This is a genomic window from Methylobacterium sp. AC690 (genome assembly GCF_979256535.1).
Genome location: NZ_CEEDOX010000003.1, coordinates 297,689 through 324,608, shown reverse-complemented (window position 1 = coordinate 324,608; position 26,920 = coordinate 297,689). Strand labels below are relative to the sequence as shown.

Below are 26,920 nucleotides of genomic sequence, written 5' to 3'. Positions count from 1 at the left end.
GACGGGCACAACCTCGACCACCTGCTGCCCGTGCTCAAGAACGTGCGCGACAGCGAGCAGGGCCCGATCCTGCTGCATGTGGTGACCCAGAAGGGCAAGGGCTACGCCCCGGCGGAAGCCTCGGCCGACCGCTACCACGGCGTGGTCAAGTTCGACGTGCTCTCGGGCGTCCAGGCCAAGGCCAAGCCGAACGCGCCGGCCTACACCCGGGTGTTCGGCGAGAGCCTGATCAAGGCGGCGGATGCCGACGACAAGGTGGTGGCGATCACCGCCGCGATGCCGGGGGGCACGGGCATCGACCTGTTCGGCAAGGCGCATCCGGAGCGCACCTTCGACGTCGGCATCGCCGAGCAGCACGCGGTGACCTTCGCGGGCGGGCTGGCGACGGAAGGCTACAAGCCGTTCGTGGCGATCTACTCGACCTTCCTGCAGCGGGCCTACGATCAGGTCGTGCACGACGTGGCGCTGCAGAACCTGCCCGTGCGCTTCTGCATGGACCGGGCCGGGCTGGTGGGGGCGGACGGGGCGACCCATGCGGGCGCCTTCGACCTGGCCTATCTCTGCTGCCTGCCGAACATGACGGTGATGGCCGCCGCCGACGAGGCCGAGCTGGTGCACATGGTGGCCACGGCGCATGCCCACGACACGGGCCCGATCGCGCTGCGCTACCCGCGCGGCGAGGGCGTGGGCGTGGACCTGCCCGAGCGCGGGGTCGCGCTGCCGATCGGCCGGGGCCGGATGGTGCGGGCGCCGGAGGGCGCGCGGGTGGCGCTGCTGTCGCTGGGCACGCGGCTGTCGGAGGCGCTGAAGGCGGCCGATGCGCTGGAGGCGGAGGGCATCGCGGTGAGCGTGGCGGATGCGCGCTTTGCCAAGCCGCTGGACGACGCTCTGATCCTGGACCTGGCCGCGCGCCACGAGGTCCTGGTGACGCTGGAGGAAGGCTCGGTGGGGGGCTTCGGCGCGATGGTGCTGCACCTGCTGGCCGAGCGGGGCGCGCTGGATGCCGGCCGGGTCCGGGTGCGCACGCTGACGCTGCCCGACACCTACCAGGACCACAACACCCCCGACGCCATGTACGCCGAGGCCGGCCTCGACGCCGCCGGCATCCTCCAGACCGTCAGGGCCGCCCTGCCCGAACGGAAGGCCGGACAGTCGGGGCGCCTGCGCCTCGCCTGAGTGGCCATCCAAGTGCATGAGGCATCCGGGCTTTGCGACCCGGGTGTGTCCCCGTTGCGCTTGTCCGACACCGGTTTCGATGACAAAAGCGCGCCATCCTCGGGTCCGAAGTCCGCTTCGGGCCCCGCGCACGCATAAGATCCTCAGACCCTTACGAGAGAAATGCCACAGGCGACCCCCTCCGGCCCGTTCGATGCCGGCCCGGTTCTCATCACCGGCGCGAGCGGTTTCCTGGGAGCGGCCCTGGTCGACGTCTTCCGCAAGGCCGGCTTCCCCGTCCGGATCATGGTCCGGGCCACCTCGCCGCGCACCAACCTGACCTGGACCGACGTCGAGATCGTCGAGGGCGACATGCGCGACCGCGCCGCCGTGGCGCGCGCCCTCCAGGGCCAGCGCTATCTCGTTCACGCCGCGGCCGATTACCGGCTCTGGGCACCCGACCCGGAAGAGATCGTGGCGACCAACCGCGACGGCGCCGTGATCCTGATGGAAGAGGCTCTCCGGGCCGGCATCGAGCGCGTCGTCTATACGTCGAGCGTCGCCACCATCAAGCCGCACGACGACGGCACGCCGGCCGATGAAACGCGCCCCCTCACCCCCGCCACCGCCATCGGCGCCTACAAGCGCAGCAAGGTGGTGTCCGAGCGCGTGGTCGAGGAAATGGCCGCGCGCAACGGCCTGCCCGTGGTCATCGTCAATCCCTCGACGCCGATCGGTCCGCGCGACGTCAAGCCGACCCCGACCGGCCGCATCATCCTCGAAGCGGCTCTGGGCCGGATGCCGGCCTTCGTCGATACCGGCCTCAATCTCGCACACGTGGATGACGTCGCCGCCGGGCACCTGCTGGCTCTTCGGCACGGCCGGATCGGCGAGCGCTACATCCTCGGCGGGGAGAACGTGCTCCTGTCGCAGATGCTGGCCGACATCGCCGGCCTGGTCGGCCGCAAGCCACCGACGGTGAACCTGCCACGGGCGGTGGTCTACCCGATCGCCTTCGTCTCCGAGCAGATCGCCCGATTCACCGGCAAGGCGCCCTTCGCCACGATCGACGGCATCCGGATGTCCCGCTACCGGATGTTCTTCTCAGACGCGAAGGCGCGCGCCGAACTCGGCTACACCGCCCGGCCCTATCGCGAAGGCCTGTCCGACGCGATTGCCTGGTTCCGCCAGGAAGGACGCCTGTGATGAGCACGACGATCCAGACGGCCACGGAGGCACGCACCGGCAAGGGCTATCGCGACGAGAACTTTCCCGTCGCATCCCACCTGATCCACCCGAAGCATCGTGGCGCGATCCTGGCGTTCTACGACTTCGTCCGGGCCGGCGACGACGTGGCCGACCATACCGGCCTGTCGCCGGAGCGGAAGATCGCGCTCCTCGACGCCCTGGCCGACGACCTGACCGGCAGTCGCCCAACGGATTCCGCGGCCGAGCCCCTGCGCCGCGAGCTCGCCGCCCGCGGCCTCGCGCCGACGCATGCCCTCGAACTTCTCGACGCCTTCCGCCTCGATGCGCGCAAGAGCCGCTACGCCGACTGGGACGAGCTGATCGCCTATTGCCGCCTCTCGGCGATGCCGGTGGGCCGCTACGTCCTCGACGTGCATGGCGAGGACCGCAGCGTGGTCTGGGGGCCCTCGGACGCGATCTGCGCAGCCCTGCAGATCATCAACCACCTGCAGGATTGCGGAAAGGACTACCGGGCGATCGACCGGGTCTACATCCCGCAGGACACCCTCGACGGGCACGGTGCCGCGATCTCCGAACTCGGAGCCGACAAGGCCTCGCCGGCCCTGCGCGGCGCGATCGCCGAGCTGGCCGAGCGCACCATGGGGCTTCTCGACGAGGGGGCGGTCCTGCCCGACCTCATCGCGGACCTGCGCCTCAGCCTGGAGATCGCCGCCATCCACCGCCTCGCCGTCGTGTTGTGCAAAGGCCTGATGGAGCGCGACCCGCTGAGCGAGAAGGTGCACCACGGCAAGGCCGCCTTCGCCCTGACCGCCCTCGGCGGCATCGCCGCGACCCTCGCCCGGCGGCCCCTGCGTGGCCGTACGCTGCGGTCCCAGGCCGCGAAAGTCGCGACCCCGAAGGTGGCTCAGGGGAGCCGGCCATGAGCGCGACCCTGTCTCCCGCCACCGACCCCACCGCACCGGCAGCCGACGCGCTGCCGGCGAAATCCTCGTCCTTCTACACGGCGATGCGGCTGCTGCCGCCCGACCGGCGCGCGGCCATGTACGCGGTCTACGCGTTCTGCCGCGCCGTCGACGACGTGGCCGATGACGGTGGCCCGGCCCCCGTGCGGGCCGCGGAACTCGACCGCTGGCGCACCGACATCGACGATCTCTATGCGGGCCGTCCCGCGCCGCGCGTGCAGGACCTCGTCGTGCCGATCCGCCGCTACGGCCTGCTGCGCGAGGATTTCCAGGCGGTGATTGACGGGATGGCGATGGATGCCTTCGAGGACATCGTCGCACCCGACGAGGCCACCCTCGACCTCTATTGCGACCGGGTCGCCAGCGCGGTCGGCCGCCTGTCGGTGCGGATCTTCGGGGTTGCCGAGCAGGAAGGCATCGCCCTCGCCTACCACGAGGGCCGCGCGCTTCAGCTCACCAACATCCTGCGCGACATCGACGAGGATGCCGAGCGGAACCGCCTCTACCTGCCGCGGGAGAAATTGGCCGCGATCGGCCTGACCGCACCGACGCCGCAAACCGCCATCGACCATCCGCGGATCGGCGAGGTCTGCATCGCCGTCGCCCGTGAGGCCGAGGCGCATTACCGCGCGACCTGGGACATCATCGCCCGGTGCCCGCGCAAGGTGACCAAGGCACCGCGCCTCATGGCGGCGGCCTATCGGCTCTACCTCGACGCCGTGCTGACCCGCGGCTGGGAGAAGCCCCGCGCCCGCGTCAAGCCGGGCAAGCTCGCCCTGCTGGGCGTCGTCCTGCGACACGGGATCGTCTGATGGCCGGAACGGTTCACGTCATCGGCGCCGGCCTCGCCGGCCTGTCCGCCGCCGTCTCGCTGGTGGAGCGCGGCGCGCGCGTCGTCGTGCACGAGGCGGCCAAGCAGCCCGGCGGCCGCTGCCGCTCGTATTACGATCCGACGCTCGGACTGACCATCGACAACGGCAACCACCTGCTCCTGTCGGGGAACACCTCGGCGCTCGGCTTCATGCGCACCATCGGTGCGCCGGAGAGCGCCCTGTCCGGTCCGGCCGAGGCCGCGTTCCCCTTCGCCGACCTCAAGACCGGCGAGCGCTGGACCCTGCGCCCCAATGCGGGCCGCGTGCCGTGGTGGGTCCTGCAGGCTTCCCGCCGGGTGCCCGGCACGGCGGCGCGCGACTACCTCGCGCCCCTGGGCATCCTCAAGGCGGCGGCCGGCAAGGGCCCCGGCCAGGGCGGCACCATCGGCGAGAGCATGGCCTGCGAGGGCACGCTCTACGACCGCCTGTGGCACCCGGTGCTGCTGGCCGCCCTCAACACCGATCCGAAGGAGAGCGACACGGGCCTCGCGGCGACGATCCTGCGCGAGACCCTCGGCGCCGGCGGCAAGGCCTGCCGGCCCCTCGTCGCCGTCGGCGGCCTCTCGGCGGCCTTCGTCGATCCGGCGGTCGACTATCTCACCCGGCGCGGGGCGGACCTTCGCCTGGGTCACCGGCTGCGCAGCCTCAGCTTCGGCGAGGGCCGGATCGCCGGCCTCGTCTTCAGCGACGAGACCATCACGCTCGCCGCCGAGGATGCGGTGGTGCTCGCCCTGCCGCCCTGGGTCGCCTGCGACCTGCTGCCGGGCCTGCCGGCACCGCAGAGCCACCGCTCCATCGTCAACGCGCATTTTGCTGTGGTTCCGCCGCCGGGATCGCCGTTACTGCTCGGCGTGGTGAACGGAATGACGGAGTGGCTATTTGCCTATCCGGATCGTCTATCCGTGACCATCAGCGGGGCCGATCGGCTCTTGGATGTGCCACGCGAAGATTTGGGACGTCAGATCTGGTCCGAGATCGTGACTTTGACCGGACTTGCGCCCGAACTGCCCAGCTGGCAGATCGTCAAGGAGAAGCGGGCGACCTTCGCGGCAACGCCGGCCGAGGCCGCACGACGCTCCGGCGCCGTGACGGCCCACGAGAATCTCGTCCTGGCAGGGGATTGGACCGCGACCGGTCTGCCATCGACGATCGAGGGAGCCATCCGTTCAGGAACGACCGCCGCATCGGCCCTCGCCCGGAGGACCGGCACGTGCGGACAGGCACGAGCGCGCGGCGCGGCGTGAGATAAGGCGGCCGCCTGCGCGGCCGGTGAGGCGAGGACGATGCGGGACGCATTCAGGAAGGTCGAGGCGCTGCAGCGCCCCAAGACTCAGGAGATCTCACTCGAGGACGTCGAGCGGGGAGTCGTGCGCGCGACCCAGGCGCTGACGGCGCTGTCGCATGACGACGGGCACCTGTGCTTCGAGCTCGAGGCCGACGCGACGATCCCGTCCGAATACATCATGTTCCACCAGTTCCGCGCCACCGAGATCGCGCCCGAACTCGAGACCAAGATCGGCAACTACCTGCGCCGCACGCAGGGCAAGCACGGCGGCTGGGCCCTGGTCCACGACGGCCCGTTCGACATGAGCGCCAGCGTGAAGGCCTACTTCGCCCTCAAGATGAGCGGCGATTCGATCGAAGCCCCGCATATGCGCCGGGCGCGCGAGGCGATCCTGTCCCGCGGCGGCGCCGCCAACTCGAACGTCTTCACCCGCTTCCTCCTGGCCCTCTTCGGCGAGGTCCCGTGGCGCGCGGTGCCGGTGATGCCGGTCGAGATCATGCACCTGCCGAGGTGGTTTCCGTTCCACCTCGACAAGGTTTCCTACTGGGCACGCTGCGTGATCGTGCCGATGCTGGTGATCCAGGCCAAGAAGCCGCTCGCCCGCAATCCCCGCGGCATCGGCATCCCCGAGCTGTTCGTGGCGCCGCCGCAAACCGTGCGCACCTGGCCCGGCAGCCCCCACGCGACCTGGCCCTGGACGCCGATCTTCGGCGCCATCGACCGCATCTTGCAGGTCACGCAGGATTATTTCCCGAAGACGCGGCGGGCGCGTGCCATGGACAAGGCCGTGGCCTGGGTCAGCGAGCGCCTCAACGGCGACGACGGCCTCGGGGCGATTTTCCCCGCCATGGTCAACACCGTGCTGATGTACGACGTGCTCGGCTACCCGGCCGACCATCCCCAGGTGCGGATCGCCTGCGAGGCGATCGAGAAGCTCGTGGTCGTCAAGGAGCACGAGGCCTACGTGCAGCCCTGCCTGTCCCCGGTCTGGGACACGGCGCTGGCCGGCCACGCCCTCCTCGAGGCGGGCGGCCCGGAGGCGGAGCACCAGGCCCGGCGCGGCCTCGACTGGCTGAAGCCCCTCCAGGTCCTCGACATCAAGGGCGACTGGGCCGCGGGCCGCCCGAACGTGCGCCCCGGCGGCTGGGCCTTCCAGTACGCCAACCCGCACTTCCCCGACCTCGACGACACCGCCGTGGTGGTGATGGCGATGGATCGGGCCTCGCGCCAGCACGGCCTCGTGGCCGATGTGCCGGATTACGGCGCCTCCATCGCCCGGGCCCGCGAGTGGGTCGAGGGGCTGCAGTCGAGCGACGGCGGCTGGGCGGCCTTCGACGCCGACAACAACCACCATTACCTGAACCACATCCCGTTCTCCGACCATGGCGCGCTGCTCGACCCGCCCACGGCCGACGTCACGGCCCGCGTGGTCTCGATGCTGGCGCAACTCGGGGAGACCCGGGAGAGCTCGAAGGCCCTCGACCGCGGCGTCACCTACCTCCTGAACGACCAGGAGGAGGACGGCTCGTGGTACGGCCGCTGGGGCATGAACTTCATCTACGGCACCTGGTCGGTGCTGTGCGCCCTGAACGCCGCCGGCGTCGATCCGGCCTCCCCCGAGATCCGCAAGGCTGTCGCTTGGCTGATCCGCATCCAGAACCCCGATGGCGGCTGGGGCGAGGACGCCTCGTCCTACAAGATCGACCCGGCCTTCGAGCCCGGCTACTCCACCGCCTCGCAGACGGCCTGGTCGCTGCTGGCCCTGATGGCGGCCGGCGAGGCCGACGATCCGGCGGTGACCCGCGGCATCAACTACCTGACCCGCACCCAGGGCGCCGACGGCTTCTGGTCCGAGGAGCGCTACACCGCGACCGGCTTCCCGCGGGTGTTCTACCTGCGGTACCACGGCTACCCGAAGTTCTTCCCCCTGTGGGCCATGGCGCGTTACCGCAACCTCCAGCGCAGCAACACCCGGAAGATCGCCTTCGGCATGTGAGTCGATGGGATGTGGGGCACAGGGCTGTGATGCGAAGGCTCCGGTTCGTGGTCGATCGAGCAACGGCATGCGTGCGATGACCGCGCCCGGCACCCTCCCGGTCCTGGCCGTGACCGGCCTCGCGAAGGAGGCGCGGCTCGCCTCCGGCACCGGCGTCCAAGCAATTGGGGCCGGCGGCAATCCGGAACGTCTTCGCGCCCTCCTGGCCGCACGGCCCGAGCCGGGCTGCCGCGCCGTCGTCAGTATCGGCATCGCCGGCGGTCTCGACCCCGCTCTCCAGCCGGGCGACGTGCTGGTCGCAACCGCCATCGTCACGCCGACACGAAGCTATCCGGCCGATCCCGCCATCACCGCGGCCTGGATGCGTGCGCTCGCGGGATCCGGCTCGACCGTTCGCGAAGCCGTGCTGGCCGGCGTCGATGCCGCCGTCATCGACGTGCCCGCCAAGGCGGCCCTGCGCAGCGCGACCGGCAGCGCCGGGGTCGACATGGAATCCCATGTGGCGGCGGCCTATGCCGCGGAGCATGGGCTGCCCTTCGCGGCCCTGCGCATCGTCTGCGATCCTGCCGACCGCGCGATCCCGGCCTTCGCCGCCCAGGCGCTGAAGCCCGACGGTGAGCCCGACATCCGCGCGGTGCTCACCGCGATCGCACGGCAGCCCGACCAGATCCCCGCCCTGATCCGCCTGGCCCGCGACTCGGGCCGCGCCTTTCAGAGCCTGACCCGATGCCGGGCCCGGCTCGGGATCGCCCTCGGCGTCCCGGCCGTCTGAGAGCACGCCGCGCGCAGCGTACCGGGACCGAGGCGATTCAGCGTCCGGCCGGACCCCGCCCGGGGCCACCGCCGAAGCCACCCGGCCCCTCCGGGGCCCCGAGTCCGCCTCCAGGCCCGAGTCCTCCCCCCGGACCGCGCCCGAACCCGCCGGGGCGCTCGAAGCCGCCCGGTCCGCCCCCGAAACCACCCCCGGGCCGTCCGTGCTCGCCGCCCAGGGGCGAGCGCGTATCGATGTCGAGGCGTGGTCCGCTCCCCGGGTGGCTCCCGGGCAAGCGTCCGTCGAGCCTGCCTCCGTCGAGCCCGCGTCCATCGATGCCCCGACCTTCAAGGCCTCGCCCGTCGACGCCACGACCCTCTGACCTTGGGGGCGATCCGCGATCGGGGGCCGTCCGTGGGCTGGGGCGCTCGGTGCCGCGCCGGTCGATGCGCAGGCTCTCGACGTTGAGGCGGCCGTCTCGGGCCGGCTCGGCAATGACAACCGCGCGCACGCTGCCGCGGCGCGGCACTCCCGCCTCGGGCCGACCGGTGATCGCGAGGCCGGACCCGATCTGGAGACCGCGAGCATTGCGGCCGACATAGGCTTCGATCCAGACGCGGCGCAGGCCTGGGACGAAGAGCGCGCGCGACGGCTCGATGCCGGTCACCGCCAGACTCGACCCCGTTGGGTCACCCGTGACGATGGCGCGACGCCCGACGTGTTCGGCATCGACACCGACGAGGCGGAGATCCCCGATCATCAGGCTGCCCTCCGGCCCCCGGCGGACCGGACCGGCCACCCGACCCGGTCCTTCGGACCGCCGCTCCACCAGACTGGCGACGACGACGCCATCGGGGCGGCGCAGACCGCTCACCGCGACGCGTTCGCCGAGGGTCCAGCCATCCCGCTGGGTCGCCGGGAGGGCGACCCGTTGCCCGAGGACGGTCAGCCCCCCCTTCCGGACGGCCTCCACCGGTCCGACCACCTCGCTCGTCACGTCGATACGCCGTGTGGCGAGGGTGCCGCCGCTCTCGAGGGCAACGACGCGCACCACGTGCCCGATGCGCAGGTCGCCCGCTGCCGCCGGCCGGCCGTCGATCCGCACCTGGACGTCCGGCGGGTAGGTGATGCGCAGGTCGTTGACGATGATCGATCCGAACTTGCGGATCGTCCCGATCACCCCGGTGCCGCCCAGGCCACGGTCGCCCTCCGGTTCCGAACCGTCACCCGGCGGGTGGCTGGGGCGCGCGCCGGTCCCGCCGATGCCCTGATCGCGGATCGGCGGGACCGGGTCGGCGCGGGCGGCCAGCGCGAGAGGCGCCGCGGCGAGCAGGCGCAGAGCGTCGCGACGGTTCGGTGCACGCATGGAGGCGGGCCTCACGCCTTCGCCGCCGCGGACGGCGCATCCTCGCCATAGACGTAGACGCCGAAATTCCAGCGATGGGTGCCGCCGACATCGGTCTCACAGGCTGCGTGGGCCTCGCGGTTGGCCTGCTGCAGCGCCTCCATGGCGATCTCGCGCGCACGGGCCTCGAGGCGATCGGCCAGTTCCTTGGACAGGCCGTCGTAATGGACCGCCCGTTCGAGAAAGCGCGGGGTCGGCGCGGTGATGTTGGCGACGCTCGCGGCGATGTGGTCGTGCAGATTGCGACCGAAGTAATAGAGCTGGGACTCCCCGCCCCCCTTCGGCACGTAGGCCGCTTCCGCGAGGACGATGTGGCCGTCGGCATCGGCGACCACGAGTCCGCGGTCGAGCCACTCATCGAGGACGGCGCGCGGGCGCAGATCCCGGGTCACGGCCGCGACGAGTTCCTCGAAGGACGCGCCGGTCCCGTCGCCCGCCCGCGTGAGGGGGCGGGGTTGGCCGTCCGCGTCGGTGAAGGCGGGATCGGCGAGCCAGCGCGCGATGATCCGGCTGGTCCGCGACACGGAGGACGGCACGGCGCTGACGGGGGCACCGGCGCCGCGCAGGCGACTGACCTCCTTGCGGTGAATCCCGGTCAGCAGGCTGACCCGGCTGTCCGTCTGCTCCTTGCCCGGCAGCGCAAAGTCGTACTCGGCGACGTTCACGTAGAGTTCGCGCAGGAGCGTGGTCAGCGCCGGAAAGGTGATGCCGCGTGCCACGAAGAGGCGCACGAGCGGCCGAAGCAGACGCGCGACGGGGGCGTGCAGGTTCGCTCCCTCGGAAAGGGTCTCGGTCGGATCGGCCATGGCTCCAGCATAAGCACCGCGCCGTGGGAGACAATCCCACGGCGTGCGTTCGGACACCTGTTCCGAACCCAGTTCGATTGACGTGGGAAATTTACCCACATACGAGGATGGGAGTGATTTCGACCCGGAGTGCCGCCATGGCCGCGCTGACGCCCTTCCACCCGACGGACGCTCTACCGCCGCTTCGTGCGGACACGTCCGGAGGCGCGACGGGACGGTCAGCCCGGTCGTTCGCCATCTTCGGTCGCGGTGTCAGCGTCCTCTCGGTTGCCGCGCTGGCCGTCGTCGTCTTGATCTCGACCGGACAGCGGTCGCTCCCGGCGGCGCAGGGCACAACGCTGGCAGTGGACACGCCGCGGGTCAGCGCCACCCGCCTCGCCTCACCACGCCGGATGGCGGCGGCCTTCGCGTTCCCGCGGGCGAACTGATGTCCCGCATCACGAGCCGTTCCCCCAGTCGGTCGGATCAGCCGCAACCGCGCCTGATCATCGACGTGCTCCTGTGCGCCGTTCCGGCGGTCGCCACCGTCATCCTGCTGGTCCTTGCACTCCGGGGCTGAGGCTGCCGCTGCTCGGCGACCCGACCCCGCGACGACCCGTTCACCCGTGTGATCACACTCGCTCGCAGCCCATTCGATGTATCGCGCCGATCCCCGCATGAGCCCTTCCCTGCACGCCTGCCGGCCTCCGCGCGGGTCTGCGCGACGGCGGCTGTCGTCCGAGCGGACCTTCGGCGGCTGGTGGCGCGCGCTGATCGCGCGTCTGCGCGGCAGGGCAGACAAAGCGCCTCGCCGCGTCTGATCTTGCTCGAAGCCTGCCCGAGACGAGGCCTCGCGGCGGAAGACCGCGACCGGGAAGCGAACGGCCGGCGGCGTCAGGCAGCGCGGACGGAGGCACCGACCGCGGGTGCGTCGGCCGTCCCGCGAACCGCCTCGGCCTCGCGGCACAGGGCGGAGGCGAGGCAGCGGGCCCGTTCCACCCAGAGGTCGAGCTCCTGACGGACAGCCACGACCGCGGCGCGGTCTTGGGCCTGCGCGATGCGCAGATCGTCGAGCTCCTCACGCAACGCCGTGGTCCGGCGCCGCTCCTGGGCCAGCGCCTCCCGCAGCACCGCCAGCGCGGCGTGATCGGACGCGGCCGGCTGGCCCGCAGGCTCGCCCGTCGAAGCGGACGCGGTTGCCGGCATGACCGGGGACGCCGGAACCGTCGGGTTTGCCGGACGCAGATCCGCCACCTCGGCACGGATGCGGTCGACGTCGAGACCGGTCATGTCGGATCTCGGCACGGGCGCATCCGCGTCGCTGGTGCCCGCGACGGTCGGCATCGTGGCGATCGACGCGGTGCCGGGAACGCCCTCCTCCTCGATCACCAGACCGTGGAGCATCCGGAACACGGCGTCGCCGTCGAGCCGGGACAGGTCGAAGCCGCTCTCCCGGGCGAGATCGTTCCACAGCGTCTGTCCGGCCTCCGCCTGACCGACGAAGGCCATGGACCAGTTCGTGAAGCCCCGCGCCTCGGTCGGCCCGCATTCGAGCACCGTGACGTCGCCGTGCCGCTGATCGCGCTGGATCCGCTCGAAGGTGCGCTCCACCCCCTGGCGCGGGCCTTCGAGCACCTGCGCGAAGGCACCGCCGTTGAACATCAGCGCGCCGGTGACGCCGACCTCGGCGTTGTTCCGCTGCGAAGTCGCGAGGATCTGCGCGACGGCGCTGCTCGCCTCCGCGTCGGGGACCTTCAGAAGGTTCTTGCTGGCATAGACGAGACGATAGAGGTCGCTCATATCCGATCTCCGGAAAAGCTGGACACGGTCGGGGGCGGCTGCCTCACGCCTGGGCGAGGCCGTGTGGGCCGAGGTCGTTAAAAAGGGCCAGCAGCGCCTGGGCCGGGATCGGCCGGCTCACGAGGTAGCCCTGGACGTCGGTGCAGCCCTCGGCGCGGATGCGGCGCATCTGGTCCTCGGTCTCGACGCCCTCGGCCACCGTGGTCATGCCGAGGCTGCGCCCGAGACCCGCGATCGCACGGATCACCGCGTCTCCGTCCGGCTTCTGGGTGATGTCGGCCACGAAGGAACGATCGATCTTGATCTTGTCGAAGGGGAACGAGCGCAGGTAGCTCAGCGAGGAGTACCCGGTCCCGAAATCGTCCATGGAGACGCGGATGCCGAGGGCGCGCAGCCGGTGCAGGGTCCGCAGGGTGCGCTCGTTTTCCTGAAGCAGCACGCCCTCGGTGATCTCGATCTCCAGGCGGCTCGCGGCGAGCCCGGAGCTCGCCAGCGCGGAGACGATGACCTCGACGAGGCGATCGCCCTTGAACTGCGCGGGCGACACGTTCACCGCGACGTTGATCGCCGAGGGCCAGGTCGCGGCATCGCGGCAGGCCTGGCGGATGACCCATTCGCCGATCGGGACGATCAATCCGATCTCCTCGGCGAGCGAGATGAATTCGCCCGGGGGGACCATGCCGCGCTCGGGATGATTCCAGCGCAGCAGCGCCTCGCACCCGGTGACGCGGTCGTTCTCGAGGTTCAGCTGCGGCTGATAGTGGAGGGAGAATTCGCGCCGGCCGAGGGCTTGGCGGATGTCCAGTTCGAGGCGACGGCGCGCCTGCATGCGGGCGTCCATCTCGGCCTCGAAGAAGCGGAATGCCCCGCGCCCCTCGAGCTTCGCCCGGTAGAGGGCGAGGTCGGCGCATTTCAGCAGGCGATCCGCGTCGGTGCCATCGCGCGGCGCCACCGCGACGCCGACGCTGGCGCCGATGGTGAGCAACTGCCCCTCGATCATGTAGGTGCGGCCGATCAGGTCGACGATGCGGCGCGCCAGGACCCGGGTCTCCTCGAGGTCCGTTACGCCGCGCTGGACCACGACGAACTCGTCTCCGCCGATGCGCGCGACGGTATCGCAGGGACGGAGCGTGGCGCTGAGGCGCTCGGCGACCTTGGCCAGAAGGGCATCGCCGATCGCGTGACCCAGCGTGTCATTGACGGGCTTGAACCGGTCGAGGTCCACAAGGAGCACCGCGCAGGCGCCGTCGGAGGTCTCCACCTCGACGAGGGCATCCTCCAGGCGTTCGCGCAGGTGCAGGCGGTTCGGCAGGCCGGTCAGGGGGTCGAGGCGCGCCCGTTCGCTGGCCGCGCTCTCGGCGGCGCGGCGCAGGGTGACGTCCTCGAGGGTGACGGTCCAGCCCCGGCAGGTCCCGCGGGAGCAGCCGAAGGGCTGGATGCCGACCTCGAGCGTCAGCCCGGCGTGCAGGATCTCGAAGGCGAGGCCCTCGCAGCGGTCCAGGGCGCACCGGACCTGGGCGAACAGGGCATCCCGGCGGAGGGGCAGGAGGCGGCAGAGGGTGTGCAGGGCCTGACGAAGGCTCGGACGTTCAGGCAGGCCGAACCCGCCCACCACGTCCCGCGCCGGCCCGGTGCAGAGGACCAGCCGGCTCCGCTCGAAGACGAGAAAGCCCTGGCGTACCACATCGAGATAGGGTGCCGGCCCGAGCGCGGACTCAGCCGGGCCGGGGGTCGTCTCCGGTCTCGCGCGAACCTGGACTGCCTGCATCACGTCGCCGCTCCGGTGCGCATCCGGGGTGCGCCAGCGCCGCGAGTATAGAGACGCGAAAGTAAATTATAGGTTTTCGCGCCGCCGACTTTCAAATGTGAAAATCATAGCGCATGCCAGGGGCGCTCATACGACACTAGGCTGCCGTGATCTGGTCAGATCCAGAGATTAGAACTGCGCAGCAACTGAGCATCGCAGAACATCGACAGCCATCCAAAGATGACGCGACCGACTTCATCGCTCGCTGTACCTCGACGATCAAGTCGTCTCGCCGATACGATCGGGGGGCAAGGTATCGGCGAGACCCGGTCGATCCGAAGACGGCGCGACGGGTCGAGCATGTCCGACGGTTGCAGCCGGCACATTCACACACATCAACGTGGCAGGGGTTCGCCTCGGCCGAGGGCTGTTTTCGACGCGAGGATCAACGACGTGTGGTCGAGAACGCGAAAAGGCGCGCGATGTCTCAGCCGAAGGACCGGGGCTCCGACAATTGCCGGCCGATCCAGGCCTGCGCCTCGTCGAGATCCGCGAAGATCGGCGCGTGCACATTCTCGACGCGCCCGAAGCCCGCTTCCAGAAACCAATGTCCCGCCTCGGAATCATGCTCGCTGGAGAGTTGGACGAGCACGGCGACGAGCATCCCATCCTCGAAAACCAGCCGGCTCTCGCGGTCATTGCTGCCCGTCGCGATCTGAACGGGCTGGAGTTTCATGGTCATGCCGCGGCCCGCGTTCCCAGGTGCAGGTATTTCGAGTTGAATTCCGCTATCGATTTCAGGCGCTGACGATCCAGGATCTTCAGCGTCCTGCCCTTCAGTTCAATCACACCTTGGCGCCGGAGTTCCTGGAGCGACCGGTTCACGTGCACATTCGAGAGGCCGACGGTGTCGGCGAGATCGAGCTGGGTGACCGGGAACTCGTAGGAATTTTCGCTCGCGAAGCCGACCACCTGCAGGCGGACGAGCAATTCGCAGAACAGGTGGGCGATCCGCTCGATGGCCGAGCGACAGCCGACGTTGACGAGCCATTCGCGCAGGGTGGCCTCGTCCACCAGCGTGCCCATGCGCAGGGAGCGGGCGATCGCCGGGTGCTCGTCCATGATCCGTTTGACGATGTCGATGGGAATCCGCACCACGCGGCAGGCCGACAGGGTGGTGATGGTGTGGTCCATCTGCGTGAGCAGCGCCACGTCGAGGTCGCAGGCGTCACCGGGAACCAGGTAGGCGGTGATCTGGCGCGCCCCGTTCGCGCGGTGCTTCTGCCGGCAGGCGATGCCCTCCATGATCAGGATCACGCCGTCCGGGGCATCGCCCTCGCGGATCAGGTCGACGCGTGGCCCGATGACGTGACCGTTGGCGCTGATGCGCCGGAGCACCGCCCGCTCCTCCTCGGTGAGAGGTCCGAAACCCTCCAGCTTTCGCACCAGCGGGTTCGAGGAATCGGCGAGGGGGATCGAGGAATGAGATGACAAGACGATGTCCGTAATCCTGGCAACAATCTTCGGATCGCGTGAGATCGCGACCAGCGGTGCACCGATCGACCCTCACATCACGCGGAGTCGGGGACACATCGGTGAGCGGCGCGGCCAGAAATCCCGATCCGTGGGTGCGGGCACGCGCCGGAGAGCCGGACGGCCGGCCTCGGCCGCGCGAGCCGACCCACTCCGCTGCCGTTCCGGGTCGAGACTGCGCCGTCGACCCCGCGTGCCTGCCCCGCGATCCCCGTCGGCTCGCCGATCCGACGATGTCATGCTGCTCTCCTACCGCGCACTGCGGAGGTCAGGCCGCAGGGCTTTGCATTTTTTATCCTGCCGCTTCAGCAGTTGTAAGCACCCGAGCCGCATTTGTATGATTTCAAACCTTTAACCTATGTTTATGAACCCACTACTGATGCGTTTAGATGCTCGCAGGATGATCTGCCATCTTTGATTGATCTAGTGCTCAACCTTCGCTATGGCCGCGCCAGGGCGGGAGAGGCTTGGTTCTCTGACCCGAGAGAACAAGGTCTGACCTCAGCGAATGCAAGTCTTGCCGCGTAACCGTTTGCTGCGGACCCTATCGTCCGACGATTTGGCGTTGCTTCAACCGCATCTGCGACGCCTGGACCTGGCAGCCCGGCAAGTTCTGGTTCAGGCCGGGGCGGATCTCGCACAGACCTACTTCGTCGAGGCCGGCCTCGTCTCGGTCATCCTGCAGGTCGGCACGACCCGGATCGAGGTCGGAATGATCGGTCCGGAGGGTTTCGTGGACGCCGCCAGCGTCATTCTCGGGTCGACCCATTCGCCCTACGAGCATGTCGTCCAGATCGCGGGGGTCGCCCTCGTCATCGATCGGGATGCCCTCGAGGCCGCGATGGAGCGCAGCGCCACGCTGCGCCGGCAGATGCTGCGCTTCATCCAGGCGGAGCTGTTCCAGGCGCGCCAGACCGCCTTCGTGAACGCCAACTTCGGCATCGAGACCCGGCTCGCCCGCTGGCTCCTGATGTGTCACGACCGCGTCGAGGGCGACGACCTCGTCCTCACCCACGAAATCCTGGCGGTGATGCTGGGGGTTCAGCGCTCCGGCGTGACGCTGGCGGTGCAGAACCTGGAAGGCTCCGGCTATATCTGGGCCCGGCGCGGACGGATCACGATCCGGAACCGGGAACGGCTGCAGGAAGCCGCGGGACGGAGCTACGGCATCGCCGAGGCGGCCTATCGGCGCCTGGTCGAGGAGGAATGAGACCCCGCGCCTCGGGTCCTAAGCAGCGGACCGGTTGCCGACGCTATCCGGCGGCGTGGGACGGGTCCTCGGCGCGCACCGGCTCCACGTCGTCGAGGGACGGAACGTAGGCGCACCAGGCGCATCGCCCGGCCTCTGCCATGCGCGGGGTGTTCGCCTGGGAGCAGAGCGGGCAGACATCGAGCCGGAGGCCCGCCTCGCGGAGGAGGCCGCGCCCGCGGCCGCGAAAGGTGATCTCAGCGTCCTGGGAAATGGTTCGGAATCCTGGGTTGTCGCGCGTCATGGCCGGGAGCGCGGCGTGCGGCCTCGTCGTCCCGGCAGCCCCGGTTCGGGCCGGCGCGCGAGCGATAGCGGATGCGCCGCGACGGTGCAAAGGTCGATGCTGCAGCGCAACGCTTCGGCGCGCGATGCATTCTGTGTGTTCGTGCTGTGTGTTCGTGCCGTGTTTCGCGGCGGCACAGGCAGTGGAGCGACAGACACCGTGAGACGAACGCAACGAAACGGGTCGTCCATCGCTTTTCGGCGTGACGCAAGCGCGGCCGTTTGACATCAATCGGTATGCGTTCCTGGCTTCTCATCCTGCTCGGTCTCGCGGCAACGGCCGCGGTCTGGTTCCTACTGCCGGTTCAGGACTGGCTCCAGGCCTTCGGCGCCTGGGCGGCGAGTCTCGGGCCCCTCGGCCCCGTCGCCTTCGCGGCCCTCTTCGTCCTGGCCACGCTGCTGGTGATCCCGGGCACCCCGCTGACGATCGCCGGAGCGCTCGCCTTCGGGTGGTGGTCGCTCCCGATCGTCCTCGGGGCGGCGACCGTCGGTTCCGTCCTGGCCTTCCTCGCGGCGCGCTTCGTCCTGAGACGACGCGTCGAGCGCGTCATCGCCCGACGTCCCACGATGGTCGCCACGATGGAGGCGGTGGGCGACGGCGGATGGCAATTGCTGACCCTGATGCGGGTCAGTCCCTTCGTGCCCTTCAACGTGCAGAACTACATTCTCGGCCTGACGCGGGTCCGTGTGCGGGACTTCTTCGTCTCGACCCTCCTCGGCATGATCCCGGGGACGATCCTCTGCGTCTATCTCGGCGTGATCGGCCGCACGGCGGCCGACTCGGCCGCCCACTGGATCCCGCTGGGGCTCGGCCTGGTGGCGACCTTCGGGGCCGTCGCGGTGACGCGCCGCCGCGTGCAGGCGAAGCTCGCCGCGCGCGGGCTGCATCCGGCGTCCCGTTCGTCCCGGGCCGCCGATCCGGGCGCACCGGCTCCGCCCCGGTCCGAGGCGCGCTGGCTTCGGCCGGGCCAGACCTGCTGGCGCATCGAGCAGGCCGATCGGCTCGCCGTCCTCCATGACGGCGCCGCCTACTTCGCGGCCGCCCGCAGCGCCATGCTGGAGGCGCGCCACGCCATCCTGCTGATCGGCTGGAGCTTCGACCCGCGCCTGCGCCTCGCGCCTGACGGCAGCCACGCCCCGGAGGGGGAAACCCTGGTGGACCTGCTCCACCGTCTGCGCGCCTGCCGGCCGGACCTCGCGATCCACATCCTGATCTGGGACATGCCCTGGCCGCTCTCGGCCGGACGGGACCTGACACCGGAGGCGGTGCGCACCCTGCTGGGTCCCGGCATCGGCTACCGGGTCGATGCGACGCTGCCCTTCGGCGCCTGCCAGCACCAGAAGATCCTCGTCGTCGACGACGCGGTGGCCTTCTGCGGCGGGGGCGACTTCGAGGCCAATCGCTGGGATACGCCGGCCCATCGGGATGGCGACCCCCGCCGGCGCCTTCCCAGCGGCGAAACCTATCCGCCGCGACACGACATCATGATGGCGGTCGAGGGCCCGGCGGCGGCGGCCCTGGGTGACCTCGCGCGCCAACGCTGGCACGAGGCCACCGGCGAGCGTCTGCCTCCCCCGCCCGCACGGGACGGGACGCCCTGGCCGGCCTCCGTGACCCCGCTCCTCCACGCCACGTCGGTCGCCCTGTCGCGCACCCGGCCCGCCGGCCCGAAGCGCGCGGCCCTGCACGAGAACGCCGCGTTGTACGCCACCGCGATCCGGGGCGCCGCCCACGTCATCTACCTGGAGAACCAGTACCTGACGTCGCCCCTGATCGGCGCCGCGCTGATGGCGCGCCTCGGCGAGGCCGAGGGACCTGAGATCATCATCGTGGTGGCCGAGCGCAGCCCGAATGCCTTCGACCGGCTGACCATGGACAGCGCCCGACGGGGACTCATCCGCAAGCTTCGGGCGGCGGATCGCTTCGATCGCCTCCGCATCCTGGCGCCGCATACGGCGGAGGGACGCCCGATCCTCGTCCATTCCAAGGTGGGCATCTTCGACGATCGCCTGGTGCGCATCGGGTCGACCAACCTCAACAACCGCTCCCTCGGCTACGACAGCGAGTGCGACCTGGCCATCGAAGTCCTGCCGAGCGAGGACGCGCCTCTCGCGCGATCCGCCATCCTGCGCCTGCGGGACGGCCTGCTCGCCCACCACGCCGGTTGCCCGCGCGAGGATTTCGAAGAGGCCGTGCGCCGTCGCGGCTCCCTGCGCGCGGTGCTGGACGATCCGTCACTCGTGGCGCCGCACCGGCTCTGCCCGATGGTGCCTTCCCGGCGCGGCGCCCTCGCGCGCCTGGTGGAGGCCTGGCATCTCGGTGACCCGGCCAGCGTGCGCGATGCCTGGCGACCCTGGCGCCGGGCCGCCGCCCTGGAGCAGTTCCGGCGGGGCGAGCGCCCGGCGGAGGCGCCGGCGGCTCAGACCTCCGGCGCCACGGCCAGGGCTTCCTGAGGCCGCAGCACCGCCCGCGGCACCTCGGCGAAGTCGAGCGTCGCCAGGAGCGGACGATGATCGGACGCGCAGCGCGCGGCCCCGTCGCGCAGCACCGCCACTTGGTCCACCCGGAGGCCCGGACCGACGAAGACATGGTCGAGACGCAGAACCGGACAGCGAGCCGGGAAGGTCGCGCGCCCCACCCGGCTGCGCGCGACGGCGCGGGCGTCGCTGAGTTGCGCCGTCAGCTGGCGATAGGCCCGTGACCACGGCGTTGCGTTGAAGTCTCCGGCCAGGACCACCGGCCCCGCCGCCGATGCGGCCGCGAGCCAGTCGGGACCGAGCAGTGCCGCGAGCTGCGCGCTTCGCTCCGCCGCGGCGAGGCCCAGATGGGTGTTGAGGACTTGGAGCCGGTGCCCATCACAGGCGACCTCCACCCACAGGGCGCCCCTCGGCTCGAGACCCGGCCGACCGGCGAGCCCCGGCAGGCCTCCGGCCCTGACGAGGCGGGAGGGATGCGTCGTGAGGATCGCGTCGCCGTAGCGCTCGGTCTCGACCTCGAGGGCGGCGTGGAAGTGCGACCGCATGCCCAGGTGCCGGGCGAGGGCCCCGGCCTGGTCGACGCCGCCGGTCCGGGCGCGGCCGAGGTCGACTTCCTGCAGCGCGACGATGTCGGCGCGGCTCGACCGAATGGCGCGGGCCACGCGCTCCAGATCGACGCGCCCGTCGGTGCCGCGCCCATGGCGGATGTTGTAGCTGAGGAGGCGCATGCGGGGCGGTCGCCGTCAGGCCGAGGGCTCGGCGAGGCGGCTGCGATGCCGGTCGAGGGCGGCCCGCAATTGCGGCAGGAAGGGCGAATGGCTGTCCCACGGCCGGACCGCCTCCTGCAGCCGCTCCAGGGCCTCGACCTGGGCGGACAGGCCCTGGGCCTGCGAGAGATAGGCCCAGATCGCGTCCTCGGCCTCGCCGAGATCGACGGGTTGTTCGGCCACCAGGAGGCCCTGGAAGCGCTGTAGCGTGTGGTCGAGATCGGCCATGTCGAACTCCCCAAATCCTCTCTCACCACCGGCGCCGCACGAACCGTTCACCGGAGACGCCACTCGACCCGACCGAGCGCCGGTGAGGCGGCTCCGTCGCGCGCCGGGTACCGGACCATATGGAGCAGCACCCGCGATCGGGGAGCGTCGCCCCGGCCGGTCTCCCGGCATCCCGCCCGTGTCAGTCCGCTGCACCCTCCGGTGCGTCGCCCCTCAGGAGCGCCGCAGGCCCCCGAGCAGGCTCGCCGCCGCCAGTCCGACACCGGCCACCACCGCGGCGGTCGTCAAGGGATGCAGGACGGAACGCGTGTAGTAGCTGCGGCGCATGACGTAGCCCGGGTGTTCCCCGGCGACGCGGCCGCCCAACCCTGCCTCGTAGAGGGCACCGTCGCGGTGGCGGGCGGGCTCGTCGCGCTGCTGCTGCGCCGTCATCGTACGGGCAATCCGGTCGAAGGTCCGGGGCGCCATGCGCTGGGCACCGCTCATCAGGCGGCCGCCGCCACCGATGTAGATGTCGCGCTGCGGATGCACGGCGGCCTCGACGATGGCGTTGGCCACCTCCTCGGTGCGGTAGATCGGCGGCGGCAGCTTCGGCTCGTGGTCGGTGTAGTTGCGCGCGTTCTGCGGAAAGGGCGTGTCGATGGAGGCGGGCTTGATCAGCGTCACCGCCACGGGCGCGCCCTCCTCCTCCAGCTCGATCCGCAGAGCGTCGGTGAAGCCTTTGATCGCGTGCTTGCTGGCGCAGTACATCCCCTGCAGCGGGAAGGCGATGTCGGAGGCGACGCTGCCGAGGTTGATCAGCACGCCGCCCGTCGTCTTAAGATGCGGCAGGGCCACGAGGGAGCCGTAGACGAGCCCCCAGAAATTGGTCTGGAACAGGCGCTGGTGGTCGGCGTCGCTCACCTCCTCGAGGCGTCCGAAGATCGACAGGCCGGCATCGTTGACCCAGGTGTCGATGCGCCCGAAGCGCTGGATGGCCCGGTCGGCCACGGCCTGAAGCTGCGCCCGCTCGCCCACATCCGCGACCACGTGGATCGCCTCGCCTCCGCCTTGCTCGATCGCGCGCTGGACCTCGGCGAGGACCTCGCCGTTGCGGGCGGTGAGGACGACCTTGGCGCCGGCCTCGGCCGCCATCCGGGCAGTGGCGAGGCCGATGCCGCTGGAGGCGCCGGTGATGACGACGACCTGCTGGTCGAGGGGCTTGCGGGTGGCGAACATGCGGTCCGGTGTCCTGGGCGTCACGCCGGTGTTTTGGGCGTCACGGGTGAACGGGGATGCTTCGTCAACCGGCCTCGCCGCGCCCCTGTTCAGCCGCGACGCCGACGCGTCCCGGCCGCAGCGAGTTGGGACTTGACCGATTCGTGGCTATTGACCGATTTTTGGGCACAGAGCGGCCCGGTCGATGGGCGATGGCGGGTCCACAGCATCGGCGTGGACGGCGCCGAGAACCGGGTTCGGGCTTGGCCCGATCCATGCCAAGGTACAGTCGATGCCAAGGTACGATCGACGCCAAGGTGTCGGCAGTCGCGTGCGAAGCAGACTCGAAGAGGATGGGTGCCTTGTTGAAGTCCACGGTCAAAGCGTTCGTCTCGGCCACCGCCCTCGCCGCCGTCATGGGCCTGTCCGCCACCGCGCCGGCCGCCGCGGCGAACGTCTTCCGCTTCGCCTTCCAGGGGGACATCAAGTCGCTCGACCCCTACTCCCTGAAGGAGAGCTTCACGATCGGCATGCACGGCGCGGTCTTCGACTCGCTGATCACGCGTGACAAGGATCTGAACCTCGCGCCGATGCTGGCCGAGTCCTGGGAGAATCCGGAGCCGACGCGCTGGCGCTTCCACCTGCGCAAGGGCGTGAAATTCCATGACGGCTCGGACTTCACCGCCGACGACGTGATCTTCTCGGCCAACCGCGTCCGGGCGCCGGGCTCGAACTTCACCACCAACGTGCCGTCCGACGCCGAGTGGGTGAAGATCGACGACCACACCGTCGACATGAAGCTCAAGAGCCCCAACCCGATCGCCCTGTACCAGTTCTCTACCTGGTACATCATGTCGAAGTCCTGGGCCGAGAAGAACGGCGCCGTCGCCCCGACCCTGCCGAGCGCGACCTCCACCAGCTACGCCGCCCTGCACGAGAACGGCACCGGGCCGTTCATCATCACCGAGCACCAGCCCGGCGTGCGCACGGTGTTCAAGAAGAACCCCAACTACTGGGGCAAGGTGGACTCGAACCTCGACGAGGCGGTCTTCACCACCATCCAGAACGACGCCACCCGCGTCGCCGCCCTGATCTCCGGCGAGGTCGACTGGATCGACCCCGTGCCCCTGCAGGACGCCCAGCGCGTCAACGGGAGCGGCACCGCCACCGTGATGGCCGGGCCGGAGCTGCGCACGATCTTCCTCGGCATGGACCAGGCGCGCGACGAGCTGAGAGACTCGAACGTCAAGGGTAAGAACCCGTTCAAGGACGTCCGCGTGCGCGAGGCCTTCTACCGGGCCATCGACGAGGAGACGATCGCCAAGCGCGTCATGCGCGGGCAGGCCGTGCCCTCCGCCCTCCTGATCGCCCCGGTGCTGTTCCCCCGCGCGTCCGAGTTCAAGCGGCCCGAATACGACCCCAAGCGCGCCAAGGCGCTGCTCACCGAGGCGGGCTATCCGGACGGCTTCTCCCTCGGCATGGATTGCCCGAACGACCGCTACGTCAACGACGAGGCGATCTGCCAGGCCGTGGTCTCCATGCTGGCCCGTGTCGGCGTGAAGGTGAACCTCAATGCGCAGCCCAAGGCGAAGTACTTCGCCAAGGTGCTGGCCCCCGCCTACGACACCTCGTTCTACCTGGTCGGCTGGACCCCCTCCTCCCAGGATTCGCACAACATCCTGTTCGAGATCGCCGGCTGCCGGAACGGCTCCAAGCCCGGCCGCGGCAACTGGAACCTCGGCAATTACTGCAACCCGAAGGTCGACGCGCTCGCCGACTCCGTCGAGGCCGAGAGCGACCAGACCAAGCGCAACGCCGAGATCAAGGAAGGCTTCGACACCATCCAGGCCGACTGGGGCTTCATCCCGCTGCACCAGCAAGCCCTGGCCTGGGGCGTCTCGAAGAAGGTCACCCTGGTCCAGCGCCCGGACAACATGCTGATGCTGTACTGGGTCTCGAAGCAGCCGTGACCGCTATGGCCGAACGGTTTCAGGACGTCGCATCGCCCCGCGTCTCCGCCCGGCGGGGAATGGGCGATCGCATCCGCTGGTCTGTACGCCGAACCGGCGCGTGCAGCCCCCCGTCGTCCCGGGGCCGCGCGGCGGGGCCCGGGATCCGGAAACGGAGCTGGTGCCGGACGTCACACCGTGGGCGGTCCTGGAGTCCGGGCGCGCCTGCGGTGCCCCGGACTGACGGCGCGCCGCGGTCTGCGATCGCTCAGCGTGCCGGTCTCGACGAGTTGCACGGCCGGATCGCCCGCCGATGATCGCGTTCATCCTGCAGCGCCTGCTACAATCCATCGCCGTGCTGTTCGCGGTCGGCCTGATCGCCTTCTCGATGTTCCGGTTCGCCGGCGATCCCGTGAACCAGATCGTGGGCGTCGACACGCCCTATGCCGAGCGCGTCGCGATCCGGAAGGATCTCGGGCTCGACGATCCCGTGGCGGTCCAGTTCCTGCGCTACGCCGGCAACGTCGCGCGCGGCGAGTTCGGCACCTCCTACCAGTTCCGCCAGCCGGTCTCGTCGCTCCTGGCCGAGCGCATGCCCGCCACCCTCGAACTCGCGCTCTGCGCGACGCTGTTCGCGCTCACCGTCGGCATCCTGATGGGGGTCTACTGCGCCCTGCGGCGGGACACCTGGCTCGCCAAGATCTTCCTCGCCATCTCGCTCGTGGGCATCAGCCTGCCGACCTTCCTGATCGGCATCCTGCTGATCTTCCTGTTCTCGGTGACGCTGGGCTGGCTGCCCTCCTTCGGCCGCGGCGACACCGTGCGGCTGGGCTGGTGGACCACCGGCTTCCTCACCGCCTCGGGCCTGCGCGCGCTGATCCTGCCCTCCGTCACCCTCGGCCTGTTCCAGATGACCCTGATCATGCGCCTGGTCCGCGCCGAGATGCTGGAGGTGCTGCGCACGGACTACATCCGCTTCGCCCGGGCACGGGGCCTCACCACCCGTTCGATCCATCTCGGCCACGCCCTCAAGAACACGCTGGTGCCGGTCATCACCATCGCGGGCCTGCAGCTCGGCTCGGTCATCGCCTTCTCGATCATCACCGAGACGGTGTTCCAGTGGCCCGGCATGGGCCTGCTCTTCGTCCAGGCCGTGCAGAACGTCGATATCCCGATCATGGCGGCCTACCTGCTGCTGGTCGCCGCCATCTTCGTCGTCATCAACCTCGTGGTGGACGTGCTCTACACCATCGTCGATCCCCGCCTGCATCTGTCCACGGGACGGGCCTCATGAGCGCGTCCGTCCAGGAGTCCCCCCTCCTCCCGCCGGCGCCCGTGAAGCGCTCGGCCCTGGCCCGCTTCCTCGATTCCGACGTCTATGCCAGCTTCCGCCGCTCGAAGCTGGCCATGGGCGCCTTCGCGGTGACGCTGCTCTTCGCCCTCCTGGCGCTGGCGGCCCCCTGGATCTCGCCGCAGAATCCCTACGACCCGGCCCAGCTCGAGCTCATCAACTCCAACCTGCCCCCGATCTGGTACGCCGATGGCCTCGCGCCCTTCACCCTCGGCACCGACGACCAGGGCCGCGACGTGCTCTCGGCGGTGTTCTACGGCCTCAGGCTGTCCCTGGTGGTGGGGCTCCTCGGCGTCCTGGTCTCGGGTGTCCTCGGCATCCTGCTCGGGCTGATCGCGGGCTATTTCGGCGGCTTCGTCGATACGCTGATCATGCGCATCGCCGACGTGCAGCTTACCTTCCCGGCGATCCTCATCGCCCTGGTGGTGGACGGCGTCGCCAAGGCAGCCCTGGGCAGCCAGATGGATACGAACGCCGCCATCGGGCTCATCGTGCTCTCGATCGGGCTGTCGTTCTGGGTGCAGTACGCCCGCACCGTCCGGTCCTCGGTTCTGGTCGAGAAGAACAAGGACTACGTCCAGGCCGGGCGGCTCATCGGCCTGTCCTCGCCGGTGATCATGGTGCGGCACGTCCTGCCCAACGTCCTCGGCCCGGTCTTCGTCATCGCCACCATCAACCTGGCGCTGGCCATCATCACCGAGGCGACCCTGTCCTTCCTGGGCACCGGCCTGCCCGACTCGATGCCCTCCCTCGGCACCCTGATCCGCACCGGCAACCGCTTCCTGTTCTCCGGCGAGTGGTGGATCGTCGCCTTCCCGGGCCTGGCGCTCGCCGGCCTCGTCCTGGCGATCAACCTGCTCGGCGACTGGCTGCGCGACGCCCTGAACCCCAAGCTGCAGTAACCGCGACGCCATGACAGATCTGACATGACAGAGCCCGTTCTCTCGGTCCGCAACCTGCGCGTCGCCTTCGCGGGTCGGCGCGGCACCCTCACGGCCATCGACGACGTCTCGTTCGACATCGCCCGGGGCGAGATCCTCGGCGTCGTCGGCGAATCCGGGGCGGGCAAGTCGGTGACCGGCTCGGCCGTCATCGGCCTGATCGATCCCCCCGGCGCCATCGTGGGCGGCGAGATCCGGCTGCAGGGCGAGCGCATCGACACCCTGTCGCCCGAGGCCATGCGGCGCATCCGGGGCCGGCGCATCGGCATGATCTTCCAGGACCCGCTGACGAGCCTCAACCCGCTCTATCGCGTCGGTCGGCAGATCGTGGAGACCATCCGCACCCATACCGACCTGTCCGAGAAAGCCGCGCGCCATCGCGCCATCGACCTCCTGGCGGAGGTCGGAATCCCGGCGCCGGAGCGGCGGATCGACGGCTACCCGCATGAATTCTCCGGCGGCATGCGCCAGCGCGTGGTGATCGCCCTGGCGCTGGCCGCCGAGCCGGAGCTCATCATCGCCGACGAGCCCACCACGGCCCTCGACGTCTCGGTTCAGGCCCAGATCATCGCGCTTCTGAAGCGCCTCGGCAGCGAGCGCGGCACCGCCGTGATGCTGGTGACCCACGACATGGGCGTGATCGCGGAGGCCGCCGACCGGGTGGCCGTGATGTATTCGGGCCGCATCGCCGAGATCGGCCCCGTGCGCGACGTGGTGCAGAACCCGCTGCATCCCTACGCCAAGGGCCTGATGGGGGCGATCCCGACCCTGGCCCAGGAGACCGACCGCCTCGCCCAGATCCCCGGCTCGATGCCGCGGCTCTCGAACATCCCGAAGGGCTGCGCCTTCAACCCGCGCTGCCCTTCCGTCTTCGCCCGCTGCGTGGTGGAGCGGCCCGATCCGATTCCGGTGGGCGCGCACCGGGTCGCCTGCCACCTCTACGATCGTTCGGAGGCCTCCGCCGCATGAATGCGCCCG

General features: G+C 70.2%; 25 protein-coding genes. 15 read left to right on the top strand and 10 right to left on the bottom strand.

Going from position 1 to position 26,920, the window contains the following annotated elements:
- From AC0IY1_RS05495 to AC0IY1_RS05465, 7 genes are all read left to right on the top strand, one after another.
- Positions 1-1,176 (top strand): transketolase C-terminal domain-containing protein (locus tag AC0IY1_RS05495; RefSeq protein ID WP_471768235.1); only part of this gene is annotated, 1,176 nt, incomplete at its 5' end.
- Positions 1,177-1,338: 162 nt separating this feature from the next.
- On the top strand, positions 1,339-2,361 hold the full coding sequence (hpnA, locus tag AC0IY1_RS05490; protein WP_055954771.1) for a hopanoid-associated sugar epimerase: 1,023 nt from the start codon (positions 1,339-1,341) through the stop codon (positions 2,359-2,361).
- Positions 2,361-3,287, top strand: coding sequence for a squalene synthase HpnC (gene hpnC, locus AC0IY1_RS05485; RefSeq protein WP_471768232.1), 927 nt, complete (start codon positions 2,361-2,363; stop codon positions 3,285-3,287). The genes hpnA and hpnC overlap by 1 nt, the downstream gene beginning before the upstream one ends.
- Positions 3,284-4,138 (top strand): presqualene diphosphate synthase HpnD, encoded by an 855-nt coding sequence (gene hpnD / locus AC0IY1_RS05480; RefSeq protein WP_471768229.1) that lies wholly within the window; start codon positions 3,284-3,286, stop codon positions 4,136-4,138. Before hpnC ends, hpnD begins: the two co-directional genes overlap by 4 nt.
- Positions 4,138-5,442, top strand: a complete 1,305-nt coding sequence (hpnE, locus tag AC0IY1_RS05475) for a hydroxysqualene dehydroxylase HpnE (protein WP_055954779.1) — start codon at positions 4,138-4,140, stop codon at positions 5,440-5,442. The genes hpnD and hpnE overlap by 1 nt, the downstream gene beginning before the upstream one ends.
- A 39-nt stretch (positions 5,443-5,481) precedes the next feature.
- Positions 5,482-7,479, top strand: coding sequence for a squalene--hopene cyclase (shc, locus tag AC0IY1_RS05470; RefSeq protein WP_471768227.1), 1,998 nt, complete (start codon positions 5,482-5,484; stop codon positions 7,477-7,479).
- Positions 7,480-7,546: 67 nt separating this feature from the next.
- Positions 7,547-8,251 carry a phosphorylase gene (locus AC0IY1_RS05465; RefSeq protein WP_471768224.1) on the top strand — a complete coding sequence of 235 codons (705 nt, stop codon included), beginning with the start codon at positions 7,547-7,549 and terminating at the stop codon, positions 8,249-8,251.
- Positions 8,252-8,288: 37 nt separating this feature from the next.
- Here AC0IY1_RS05465 and AC0IY1_RS05460 read toward each other — a convergent pair whose 3' ends face one another.
- Positions 8,289-9,596: a DUF5666 domain-containing protein gene (locus AC0IY1_RS05460; RefSeq protein ID WP_471768221.1), complete on the bottom strand. Its 1,308-nt coding sequence runs from the start codon at positions 9,594-9,596 to the stop codon at positions 8,289-8,291.
- Positions 9,597-9,607: 11 nt separating this feature from the next.
- Positions 9,608-10,441 (bottom strand): DUF6502 family protein, encoded by an 834-nt coding sequence (locus AC0IY1_RS05455; RefSeq protein ID WP_055954791.1) that lies wholly within the window; start codon positions 10,439-10,441, stop codon positions 9,608-9,610.
- Positions 10,442-10,578: 137 nt separating this feature from the next.
- Between AC0IY1_RS05455 and AC0IY1_RS05450 the strand changes: the two genes are divergently transcribed.
- Both AC0IY1_RS05450 and AC0IY1_RS05445 read left to right on the top strand, forming a co-directional pair.
- Positions 10,579-10,869 (top strand): hypothetical protein, encoded by a 291-nt coding sequence (locus AC0IY1_RS05450; protein WP_471768218.1) that lies wholly within the window; start codon positions 10,579-10,581, stop codon positions 10,867-10,869.
- Positions 10,869-11,000: a hypothetical protein gene (locus AC0IY1_RS05445; RefSeq protein WP_471768215.1), complete on the top strand. Its 132-nt coding sequence runs from the start codon at positions 10,869-10,871 to the stop codon at positions 10,998-11,000. The genes AC0IY1_RS05450 and AC0IY1_RS05445 overlap by 1 nt, the downstream gene beginning before the upstream one ends.
- Before the next feature lie 314 nt (positions 11,001-11,314).
- On the opposite strand, the gene AC0IY1_RS05440 is transcribed toward AC0IY1_RS05445, so the two are convergent.
- The 4 genes from AC0IY1_RS05440 to AC0IY1_RS05425 all read right to left on the bottom strand — a co-directional run bounded on the left by AC0IY1_RS05440 (position 11,315) and on the right by AC0IY1_RS05425 (position 15,461).
- A complete protein-coding gene (locus tag AC0IY1_RS05440) occupies positions 11,315-12,220 on the bottom strand; it encodes a BLUF domain-containing protein (RefSeq protein ID WP_471768212.1) in 906 nt (301 codons plus the stop codon).
- A 43-nt stretch (positions 12,221-12,263) separates the two neighbouring features.
- Complete coding sequence (locus AC0IY1_RS05435) at positions 12,264-13,988, bottom strand: putative bifunctional diguanylate cyclase/phosphodiesterase (RefSeq protein ID WP_471768266.1); 1,725 nt, start codon at positions 13,986-13,988, stop codon at positions 12,264-12,266.
- Positions 13,989-14,454: 466 nt separating this feature from the next.
- Complete coding sequence (locus AC0IY1_RS05430) at positions 14,455-14,709, bottom strand: hypothetical protein (protein ID WP_055954803.1); 255 nt, start codon at positions 14,707-14,709, stop codon at positions 14,455-14,457.
- Positions 14,706-15,461, bottom strand: a complete 756-nt coding sequence (locus AC0IY1_RS05425) for a Crp/Fnr family transcriptional regulator (protein WP_471768209.1) — start codon at positions 15,459-15,461, stop codon at positions 14,706-14,708. The genes AC0IY1_RS05430 and AC0IY1_RS05425 overlap by 4 nt, the downstream gene beginning before the upstream one ends.
- 604 nt (positions 15,462-16,065) lie before the next feature.
- On the opposite strand from AC0IY1_RS05425, the gene AC0IY1_RS05420 reads away from it, so the two are divergent.
- A complete protein-coding gene (locus AC0IY1_RS05420) occupies positions 16,066-16,710 on the top strand; it encodes a Crp/Fnr family transcriptional regulator (RefSeq protein WP_471768206.1) in 645 nt (214 codons plus the stop codon).
- Positions 16,711-16,753: 43 nt separating this feature from the next.
- Here AC0IY1_RS05420 and AC0IY1_RS05415 read toward each other — a convergent pair whose 3' ends face one another.
- Positions 16,754-16,993, bottom strand: coding sequence for a hypothetical protein (locus tag AC0IY1_RS05415; RefSeq protein ID WP_471768203.1), 240 nt, complete (start codon positions 16,991-16,993; stop codon positions 16,754-16,756).
- A gap of 275 nt (positions 16,994-17,268) precedes the next feature.
- Here AC0IY1_RS05415 and AC0IY1_RS05410 point away from each other — a divergent pair, with 275 nt between their 5' ends.
- On the top strand, positions 17,269-19,485 hold the full coding sequence (locus tag AC0IY1_RS05410; RefSeq protein ID WP_471768201.1) for a VTT domain-containing protein: 2,217 nt from the start codon (positions 17,269-17,271) through the stop codon (positions 19,483-19,485).
- On the opposite strand, the gene AC0IY1_RS05405 is transcribed toward AC0IY1_RS05410, so the two are convergent.
- The 3 genes from AC0IY1_RS05405 to AC0IY1_RS05395 all read right to left on the bottom strand — a co-directional run bounded on the left by AC0IY1_RS05405 (position 19,452) and on the right by AC0IY1_RS05395 (position 21,722).
- Positions 19,452-20,237 carry an endonuclease/exonuclease/phosphatase family protein gene (locus AC0IY1_RS05405; RefSeq protein WP_471768199.1) on the bottom strand — a complete coding sequence of 262 codons (786 nt, stop codon included), beginning with the start codon at positions 20,235-20,237 and terminating at the stop codon, positions 19,452-19,454. The genes AC0IY1_RS05410 and AC0IY1_RS05405 overlap by 34 nt on opposite strands.
- A 15-nt stretch (positions 20,238-20,252) precedes the next feature.
- Positions 20,253-20,504, bottom strand: a complete 252-nt coding sequence (locus AC0IY1_RS05400; RefSeq protein ID WP_055954818.1) for a hypothetical protein — start codon at positions 20,502-20,504, stop codon at positions 20,253-20,255.
- Positions 20,505-20,717: 213 nt separating this feature from the next.
- Positions 20,718-21,722: an SDR family oxidoreductase gene (locus tag AC0IY1_RS05395; RefSeq protein WP_471768197.1), complete on the bottom strand. Its 1,005-nt coding sequence runs from the start codon at positions 21,720-21,722 to the stop codon at positions 20,718-20,720.
- 395 nt (positions 21,723-22,117) lie between these two features.
- Between AC0IY1_RS05395 and AC0IY1_RS05390 the strand changes: the two genes are divergently transcribed.
- The 4 genes from AC0IY1_RS05390 to AC0IY1_RS05375 all read left to right on the top strand — a co-directional run bounded on the left by AC0IY1_RS05390 (position 22,118) and on the right by AC0IY1_RS05375 (position 26,911).
- Positions 22,118-23,671, top strand: coding sequence for an ABC transporter substrate-binding protein (locus AC0IY1_RS05390; protein WP_156375772.1), 1,554 nt, complete (start codon positions 22,118-22,120; stop codon positions 23,669-23,671).
- 292 nt (positions 23,672-23,963) lie between these two features.
- Positions 23,964-24,944, top strand: coding sequence for an ABC transporter permease (locus tag AC0IY1_RS05385; protein ID WP_055954824.1), 981 nt, complete (start codon positions 23,964-23,966; stop codon positions 24,942-24,944).
- Positions 24,941-25,903, top strand: coding sequence for an ABC transporter permease (locus AC0IY1_RS05380; protein ID WP_055954827.1), 963 nt, complete (start codon positions 24,941-24,943; stop codon positions 25,901-25,903). The genes AC0IY1_RS05385 and AC0IY1_RS05380 overlap by 4 nt, the downstream gene beginning before the upstream one ends.
- A 24-nt stretch (positions 25,904-25,927) precedes the next feature.
- Positions 25,928-26,911: an ABC transporter ATP-binding protein gene (locus AC0IY1_RS05375; protein WP_103708595.1), complete on the top strand. Its 984-nt coding sequence runs from the start codon at positions 25,928-25,930 to the stop codon at positions 26,909-26,911.
- The last annotated feature ends 9 nt before the right edge of the window (positions 26,912-26,920 follow it).

Excerpts from the sequence above, each read along its gene's own strand:
- AC0IY1_RS05415 (WP_471768203.1), bottom strand. The coding sequence starts at position 16,993 with ATGACGCGCGACAACCCAGGATTCCGAACCATTTCCCAGGACGCTGAG.
- AC0IY1_RS05385 (WP_055954824.1), top strand. The coding sequence starts at position 23,964 with ATGATCGCGTTCATCCTGCAGCGCCTGCTACAATCCATCGCCGTGCTG.
- AC0IY1_RS05390 (WP_156375772.1), top strand. The coding sequence starts at position 22,118 with ATGGGCCTGTCCGCCACCGCGCCGGCCGCCGCGGCGAACGTCTTCCGC.
- hpnA (WP_055954771.1), top strand. The coding sequence starts at position 1,339 with ATGCCACAGGCGACCCCCTCCGGCCCGTTCGATGCCGGCCCGGTTCTC.
- AC0IY1_RS05450 (WP_471768218.1), top strand. The coding sequence starts at position 10,579 with ATGGCCGCGCTGACGCCCTTCCACCCGACGGACGCTCTACCGCCGCTT.
- AC0IY1_RS05375 (WP_103708595.1), top strand. The coding sequence starts at position 25,928 with ATGACAGAGCCCGTTCTCTCGGTCCGCAACCTGCGCGTCGCCTTCGCG.
- hpnE (WP_055954779.1), top strand. The coding sequence starts at position 4,138 with ATGGCCGGAACGGTTCACGTCATCGGCGCCGGCCTCGCCGGCCTGTCC.
- AC0IY1_RS05405 (WP_471768199.1), bottom strand. The coding sequence starts at position 20,237 with ATGCGCCTCCTCAGCTACAACATCCGCCATGGGCGCGGCACCGACGGG.
- AC0IY1_RS05395 (WP_471768197.1), bottom strand. The coding sequence starts at position 21,722 with ATGTTCGCCACCCGCAAGCCCCTCGACCAGCAGGTCGTCGTCATCACC.
- AC0IY1_RS05430 (WP_055954803.1), bottom strand. The coding sequence starts at position 14,709 with ATGACCATGAAACTCCAGCCCGTTCAGATCGCGACGGGCAGCAATGAC.
- AC0IY1_RS05410 (WP_471768201.1), top strand. The coding sequence starts at position 17,269 with ATGCGTTCCTGGCTTCTCATCCTGCTCGGTCTCGCGGCAACGGCCGCG.
- AC0IY1_RS05465 (WP_471768224.1), top strand. The coding sequence starts at position 7,547 with ATGCGTGCGATGACCGCGCCCGGCACCCTCCCGGTCCTGGCCGTGACC.
- AC0IY1_RS05455 (WP_055954791.1), bottom strand. The coding sequence starts at position 10,441 with ATGGCCGATCCGACCGAGACCCTTTCCGAGGGAGCGAACCTGCACGCC.
- hpnC (WP_471768232.1), top strand. The coding sequence starts at position 2,361 with ATGAGCACGACGATCCAGACGGCCACGGAGGCACGCACCGGCAAGGGC.
- AC0IY1_RS05435 (WP_471768266.1), bottom strand. The coding sequence starts at position 13,988 with ATGCAGGCAGTCCAGGTTCGCGCGAGACCGGAGACGACCCCCGGCCCG.
- AC0IY1_RS05460 (WP_471768221.1), bottom strand. The coding sequence starts at position 9,596 with ATGCGTGCACCGAACCGTCGCGACGCTCTGCGCCTGCTCGCCGCGGCG.
- AC0IY1_RS05445 (WP_471768215.1), top strand. The coding sequence starts at position 10,869 with ATGTCCCGCATCACGAGCCGTTCCCCCAGTCGGTCGGATCAGCCGCAA.
- AC0IY1_RS05380 (WP_055954827.1), top strand. The coding sequence starts at position 24,941 with ATGAGCGCGTCCGTCCAGGAGTCCCCCCTCCTCCCGCCGGCGCCCGTG.
- hpnD (WP_471768229.1), top strand. The coding sequence starts at position 3,284 with ATGAGCGCGACCCTGTCTCCCGCCACCGACCCCACCGCACCGGCAGCC.
- AC0IY1_RS05440 (WP_471768212.1), bottom strand. The coding sequence starts at position 12,220 with ATGAGCGACCTCTATCGTCTCGTCTATGCCAGCAAGAACCTTCTGAAG.
- AC0IY1_RS05400 (WP_055954818.1), bottom strand. The coding sequence starts at position 20,504 with ATGGCCGATCTCGACCACACGCTACAGCGCTTCCAGGGCCTCCTGGTG.
- shc (WP_471768227.1), top strand. The coding sequence starts at position 5,482 with ATGCGGGACGCATTCAGGAAGGTCGAGGCGCTGCAGCGCCCCAAGACT.